At 41.2% G+C, this 6,451-nt stretch carries 8 protein-coding genes and 1 pseudogene; 2 read left to right on the top strand and 7 right to left on the bottom strand.

What is annotated here, in order from left to right:
* Nucleotides 1-1,236 (bottom strand): annotated as a pseudogene (locus tag HWQ38_RS01390) (hypothetical protein); the annotation flags it as partial.
* 47 nt (nt 1,237-1,283) lie between these two features.
* Complete coding sequence (locus HWQ38_RS01385; RefSeq protein ID WP_292789432.1) at nt 1,284-1,712, bottom strand: hypothetical protein; 429 nt, start codon at nt 1,710-1,712, stop codon at nt 1,284-1,286.
* Between the two features lie 227 nt (nt 1,713-1,939).
* On the opposite strand from HWQ38_RS01385, the gene HWQ38_RS01380 reads away from it, so the two are divergent.
* Nucleotides 1,940-2,095 carry a hypothetical protein gene (locus HWQ38_RS01380; RefSeq protein ID WP_292789430.1) on the top strand — a complete coding sequence of 52 codons (156 nt, stop codon included), beginning with the start codon at nt 1,940-1,942 and terminating at the stop codon, nt 2,093-2,095.
* Between the two features lie 108 nt (nt 2,096-2,203).
* Here the strand turns inward: HWQ38_RS01380 and HWQ38_RS01375 are convergent, their stop codons facing one another.
* On the bottom strand, nt 2,204-2,326 hold the full coding sequence (locus tag HWQ38_RS01375) for a hypothetical protein (RefSeq protein WP_292789428.1): 123 nt from the start codon (nt 2,324-2,326) through the stop codon (nt 2,204-2,206).
* A 116-nt stretch (nt 2,327-2,442) separates the two neighbouring features.
* Between HWQ38_RS01375 and HWQ38_RS01370 the strand changes: the two genes are divergently transcribed.
* A complete protein-coding gene (locus HWQ38_RS01370; RefSeq protein WP_292789426.1) occupies nt 2,443-3,054 on the top strand; it encodes a hypothetical protein in 612 nt (203 codons plus the stop codon).
* A 29-nt stretch (nt 3,055-3,083) separates the two neighbouring features.
* Here the strand turns inward: HWQ38_RS01370 and HWQ38_RS01365 are convergent, their stop codons facing one another.
* The 4 genes from HWQ38_RS01365 to HWQ38_RS01350 all read right to left on the bottom strand — a co-directional run.
* Complete coding sequence (locus tag HWQ38_RS01365) at nt 3,084-3,425, bottom strand: hypothetical protein (RefSeq protein WP_292789424.1); 342 nt, start codon at nt 3,423-3,425, stop codon at nt 3,084-3,086.
* Nucleotides 3,426-3,784: 359 nt separating this feature from the next.
* Complete coding sequence (locus HWQ38_RS01360; RefSeq protein WP_292789422.1) at nt 3,785-4,114, bottom strand: hypothetical protein; 330 nt, start codon at nt 4,112-4,114, stop codon at nt 3,785-3,787.
* Between the two features lie 868 nt (nt 4,115-4,982).
* Nucleotides 4,983-5,720: a hypothetical protein gene (locus tag HWQ38_RS01355; protein WP_292789421.1), complete on the bottom strand. Its 738-nt coding sequence runs from the start codon at nt 5,718-5,720 to the stop codon at nt 4,983-4,985.
* 228 nt (nt 5,721-5,948) lie between these two features.
* Nucleotides 5,949-6,451 (bottom strand): hypothetical protein (locus HWQ38_RS01350; protein ID WP_292789420.1); only part of this gene is annotated, 503 nt, incomplete at its 5' end.

The following is a 6,451-nucleotide window of genomic DNA, read 5'->3' as shown; positions in this document are numbered from 1 at the left end:
AATGCCAGTACTTGGACTAATGCCAGTACTTGGACTAATGCCAGTACCAATGATGGTATCATTGCCATCGCCTAAACTGATCATGCCACTGTTAACAATGCCTATACCTACACCAGGTTCAACTGGCCAATCTTCAGGATGGGAAGGGAAATAGTCCCCCGCACCGCCTGTGCCCGTGCCAGAAAGGAAGTCGTTTCCCTGCCCTGTACTAATTACGCTACCCTCGCTGTTGGAGATGCCTATACCAATCCCCGCAAGGACATCAGTCTCCACCACAGCATCTACTTGCCCATTACCGCCCTTGCCAATACCAGTAATAGAATTGTTTCCTTCTCCTCCATTAATGTTGCTGCTACCACTGTTGGAGATGCCTATACCAATCCCCGCAATGATATCAGGACCAGAAGGATTTACTCCCCCATCACCGCCCTTGCCAATACCAGTAATAGAATTGTTTCCTTCTCCTCCATTAATGTTGCTACCACCACTGTTGAAGATGCCTGTACCATCTCCTCCAGTATAGCCAGCAGATCCACCAGTTCCAGAGATGGAATTGTTCCCTTCTCCTCCATTAATATCGCTGCCCTCAGTGTTAGAGATTCCTATAGCCCTGGTCTGAGTGTTAGAGAAGACATCCAATTCTCCAATTGCAGTTCCAAAGATAGAGTCGTTCCCAAATCCTCCATCAATGCGGCTATGCTGAGTATTATTGATGCCTGTAGGATCGGCTATTCCATCGAAAGATCCCGTTCCGGTTCCCTTGATCAAATCATTTCCGTCTCCTCCATTAATGTAGCCACCCTGAGTGTTAGAGATTCCTGTACCATGTAGATGTTGTCTATACTCGAAGCCACCAGTGCCTGTGCCTAAGATTGTATCGTCTCCCATCCCTGCATTGATGATGCCACTGTTAGCAATGCCAGTGCCTGTGCCTCCATTGTTAAAGCCGTCGCCACCAGTGCCTGTGCCTAAGATTGTATCGTCTCCCATCCCTGCATTGATGATGCCACTGTTAGCAATGCCAGTGCCTGTGCCTCCATTGTCAAAGTCGCCGCCACCAGTGCCTGTGCCTAAGATTGTATCGTTACCTGCTTGAGTATCAATGACTCCGTTTTTTAGAACCTCAATTCCAATTGCTGGAATTGCTGGCAATAATGTATTATCCTCTTTGCCTACCACTAGATCCGAACCCGAAGTGCCTATCAACGGGGAGGAAGAAACAATTAGTCTGGACATAATATAATTCTCCGCAATTGTGTGTGATGGAATTTTAACCCATGAAGCTAAAGTAATTCTTTGGCCTCGTCCCAAACGCTCAACACTCCTTCTAGCCATCCTTCTAAAAAAACATCTTTATCTACAAAACCCTCCATATATTCAAAATGATTTTCTTCAATCCAATAAGTCAAATCATCAGTAATAGATTCCTTTGACTCTAAATCTTTAAATTCCCTGTAAGACAGGTTTAAAGCATCTTTTTTTCCTTCAATAACACCCTTTTCTTTCCATTCAGCGACATCCTGCTCCTTTTCAATCCGCAATCTTTCAATCAGTGTGTCCATGTTTGGTGATTTCTCTCTTTTTAGTTCTTCAATTCGGATGGCTACTTCTAAACCTTCCTGACATACGCGGGAGACATTCAGAGCATCTTTTACAGCCTGTAGACGCTCATGCAAGTCATTGGGAATGGTTATTGTGATACGTTCTGCCAATACGATAAATACTTTTCTTCTTTATTAGTAATAGTAAATACTATAACAGATTTATTTTTTATGGTATGTACTAAGCTCTCATGTGAATACTGACAGAAGCCTTCACCACTGAGGAAGGCTTAACTTATTAGCGACCGACCGTTGATCGCCAATCTCAGTCAAGCAATTATAGGTAATCGGGGGTCAAATCGTTGTAGGCTGTGGATCGCAAGGTCTACAGTCTGGCAATGAAAATCAATCGGCATGGACGCGCTAAGGTTCTCACACAGTCAGAGATACAGCTAATTTTCAGTGATGGCTTAGACAATGACCGCGATCACACCCAAAATATTTTCAGCTTCTTAAATTTTCAGCACATCCGCGATCGCCGCCTGTTGATGTGAGAGACTTACTTTGGAGAAATCGCCGATAAGATTCGTTATCAGCAATTCATTCTCAGTTTCCCACACAATAGGGAGGGCGTAAGCTCTCACCTTGAACAGCATCGTTTTCTACTTTGTAGTGCCATATATAGCACTACGAGTTTTTCTCTTGCGATCGCCTACGGCGGGCGGTACGCCATCGCGCTTACGTGGGCGGGTACACCATCGCTTAATTTGGCTGTGATCAGCCAATACCAAACTCTCTCAACTTAGTCTCAGAAGGAATATGAGGCGAAACGTTAAGCTTTAGTTAATCAACTTTGATTAGGTTAATCTCATTCGCTCGACTATTGGGGACTCTCTCTGCAATGCAAAAAACTACAAAAAATATGACACTTAATGAATTAATGTGCTACTACCTTGAGAAGAGTGAAGTTGCAAATGGAGGCAGCACTACAGCACACGCTGGTCAAATTAGAAAAATTTTTGTTGAAACTAAGGGCGGCGAGGGATATACCGAGCAAGTAGAACCTAGAATATGGGGTGAAATCAAATCAGAGCCTACTGTCTTATTAAAATTATTTCATGAGAAATATTACGCTTTTAGCCACGAAACATATAAAGAAATTTCTAATTTATTAAGGCGTGATCTTTCAAATTGTGAAATCATCAAACTAAGGACATCTCAATCATCAAATCCTGGCGATATCCTTTCTATAACCCTTCCAGGAAACACTACTATTATAGCAACAGCCTGGTATGAGATTCCAAGTGGAGAAGTAACACTCTTTCAAGTAGATGAGAAATGGTATGCTATCAGCCGTCATGCACCTAAAACAATCTCTGTAAGAACTGTATACGAAAGAAAAACAGGTAGTTTTGCAAATCCAGACCCACGTCGTGAAAGAATTTGGTACAGTTTCGATCTGTTAGGACATGGCATTGCTGGTTTTCCACGAAAACCAGAACACCTCTTGTAACAACGCTAGTGGACTCTGATGATAACAAATTAAATTTCTTCGTCACCGAAGGGGTAATTATACTTCTTTTTGGTCTCGGCTATTGCATTTTGAACTTCCAAGGGATGAGCCTTTTGCATATGTATTCCAAAACGTGCAGTATTTATCTTGACACGACACACAGGACAATACCTCCTCTTGTTTTTCCTTTTTCTGCGATCCCCTCCTTGATTTAAATTTTTAGCTGCTGTGTTGACTTTATTTTTTGGGGATTTACTTTGTTGACCAGTTTCACCTAACTGAATTTTCTGAGGATTTGGGCTGACATATTCACCCATGCCCTGTCCATCAAATCTGTCTTCACTATCTTCCATGTATGAAACAAAGCCCATAAGGTAATCTCCTTGTCAATGTTCGTTTCTTTATGTGTTTTGTATGTGTTTTGGCTCAAATGAAATTGCTCAAAACAAAAACCATTAGCAGCATGAACGAGGTACGCATTCAGTCCATCTGTGCAATCAAACCCAAAGGACTGGAGCGACATGGCTAGTAGCTGCTTGGCATCTTGCTTAGACTGTCCCATGTATCCATCTCTGAGTTCTAATTTTTCATTTCCCAAAACCACATAAATCTTGAAGTTCCATGCACTTATTTTCTACACAGGGTTTGCTTTGATCAAGGACAGGATCTGCGGAGTGCTGTTAATGACAGGTTTATTGACAGGTTTGGGTTTACGTTTTTTTTCTCCTCCTTATGGAAGGAATATTTGAATGCCCCCTGATTGGGTTAGCGAATAAAACCCTCGATACACTCTTCTTAATTTTTGCACTGATATTTTCATCTTATTCGCCACCTTTTCTTCAGTAATCCCTATGAAAATTGTTCCAGAGTATACCCCAGCCAAGCCTCGCACAGCATTTGCAAGGGATTGATATTTGATCGCTTCTGCGGGTTTAGAGTTGTCGAAGTATTTTTGGAACTCAGCCGAATCTTCTACTGCTTTGCGCCTCGCCTTTTCATCTTTCCAGTGATTAACCCAGCAAATATGTATCGGCCAAGGATGTCCCAAATTATCAAACAAAACGAAATCACCATAACCATTTGTGTGAAAAAAAACTTCTTCTCCACAAAGCCAACATCGGCTTCAATAGGTCTTTGCGTGCTTTAAGTCTTCTTTATAGAAATATTCAGAGCTATTAACAGGTGCGGAATTTACGTTGCTAGTACTAGTATTTCCTCCAAAACCACAATGACAGTTCAAGGCATGGTTTAAAGAATTACAACCCATGTGATTATCTAACTTTTTTTAGTTATTATACAAATTTTTTCTCAGTTTATACCTGGGATGGTCATACAGACTGCCTCTGATCTGCAAACATTGTTAGTACTGGTTATCCTAAACTACTTAAAAACAAACTGATATCAGCAACTATCAAAATCTACAATCGTTATAAAACCAGCAAAAAAGCGCTTTAATGCAAACTTAACCAAGTTCCTACGAAGATTAAACAAGCACTGCTAATTAAAGCGATCGCTCTACGCTCTATCTTAATAATATAAGGTGCTAAAGAGTAGAAAATTAGTTGGGTTAGTATAGGTAGATAAATTAAAGTCTAGTTCCACAAAGCAATAAATAAACCCCTGACGATCACTACCAGGGGCTGCTCAAAACAGTTGTTAGGCATAAAGGCATGAGGCATCCCTATCGGCTACCTAATCACTAAAAAAATGGGATGCCCACTCAACTATCTGTGCGAACGCTGCTAAAATTGGTTCCCAGAATTTAATAAAAAACCCTAGTAACGTCAATACAAGCGCTGCAATTGGTTGCCAAAATCGGCATAGCTGCCTAACTCTCCACAGTAAGGATTTTCTTCTGGAATTGGGACGGCAGGTTACTCTGTGTCGGTAATTCATCAGCAACTCCTAAATAAATTTGTTTGATGACTTTAAGTTTTAGAATCCTGCTTGCTGCTTTGAACCTTATTTAATTCCTTTGTCGCTTTCGCAATGGTCAGTCGATTATCTACAATTTGTTTATCCAACTCAGATAAATTTAGCTCGTGACTTTTAAGTGCAACTTCACCCTGTAACCTTCCGTTAATTTCATCTAAGGCTAATTCGCTGGATGATTTCATAGCCTCTATCGTCTCTGCCGCGTTACGTGCGATCGCGTTTTTGGTGATTGAGTTTTGCTGATCCTTCGAGAATTTAGTTAAGTCCAGATGGTTGTGGACTATCAAATCATTCTCAAGCGCCTTAATTTTTAGCAAAGAAAACTGACTATGAATAGCTGATTCTTGGCTATCTGTAAGCAATTTAGACCCAAAATAAGCAGTTAATAGCGCGACTGTACCAGCTAAACCAAATAAAGGTGCGGTAGGTGATTCTGGTGCTAAATTACCGACTATTTTAATATTGCTATCAAAAGTTGAGTTCCGGCGCTCATGCTCTACTATCCAACTAATACCGCGCTTGATTTGGTCACTTTTGCAAGGTTTACCCTGAGCAGTGCCGAAGGGTTGGTTATTTGGCGTAAAACAGAATAATGTTTCGCTATATTTAGTGGTATCACTCCAGAGTGGCAGGGTTAAACTCAGTCCCCCAACCAATAAAATACCAATGCCAAATGTAGCAATCTTGCGCTCTGCCTTGAACCGTTGGTTAAATGCTTTTATCTCTTCCATAAAATCAAAACTATAAATCCCAAAAAGATAATCACTGGCAAGTAAGCATTAACCAAAAGTAGCAACGATTGGATGAGTGAAAGTAGCTGAACATCCAACCCAGCTTGTTTGCCCCAAGAGCTAAGGTGCTTAAGGTTTTCAGCAGTGTTTACAGTATCCGTAAACAGGTTGTTTACAGCAAATATCCCAAGGACAATTCCCCCTATAATTGTCAGAGAACTTCTCTGCCTATACATTTACTTTTTTCCTCGTAGACATTATTACCATCCCAATAAAAACTATCCCAGCAGCCGCTATTAATAGTCCTTGTGGAATAGCGAAAGCATTAGTATTTTGTGCTGCTTTGATTTGTGCGTATGTATCTTGGATTTGACTTTCAGTTGCTCTAACTTCTGCGACTATTTTCTGTGTCGAGTTCCACCCAACGACTCCACCAATAGCTAGTTTCCCTACTGCTACTAATGGCTTACCGTGACTTAATGACCAGCGCTCACTACTCAACTCAAAGTTAAATGTTTCGCCACAATCGATCAACCCTGGCAGTAGGGCTAATATCATCGACATTGCCAGGATAATGCTGATTGATATTTGCATTGAAAATAGGAGCCAAGCCAGTGAAGCTGATCCAACCTGACATGACAGGAATAATAAGCCGCTATCTATACGCTTCCGGGCCTCAATATCGGCGTATAGTCTAGCCTCCATTCTCTGCAAATAATTGGCTGTACTCT

The organism is Nostoc sp. NMS7, from assembly GCF_017115085.1.
Taxonomy (GTDB): domain Bacteria; phylum Cyanobacteriota; class Cyanobacteriia; order Cyanobacteriales; family Nostocaceae; genus Nostoc.
Note: the sequence above shows the minus strand (reverse complement) of the source record. Positions and strands in the feature narration are given on the sequence as shown.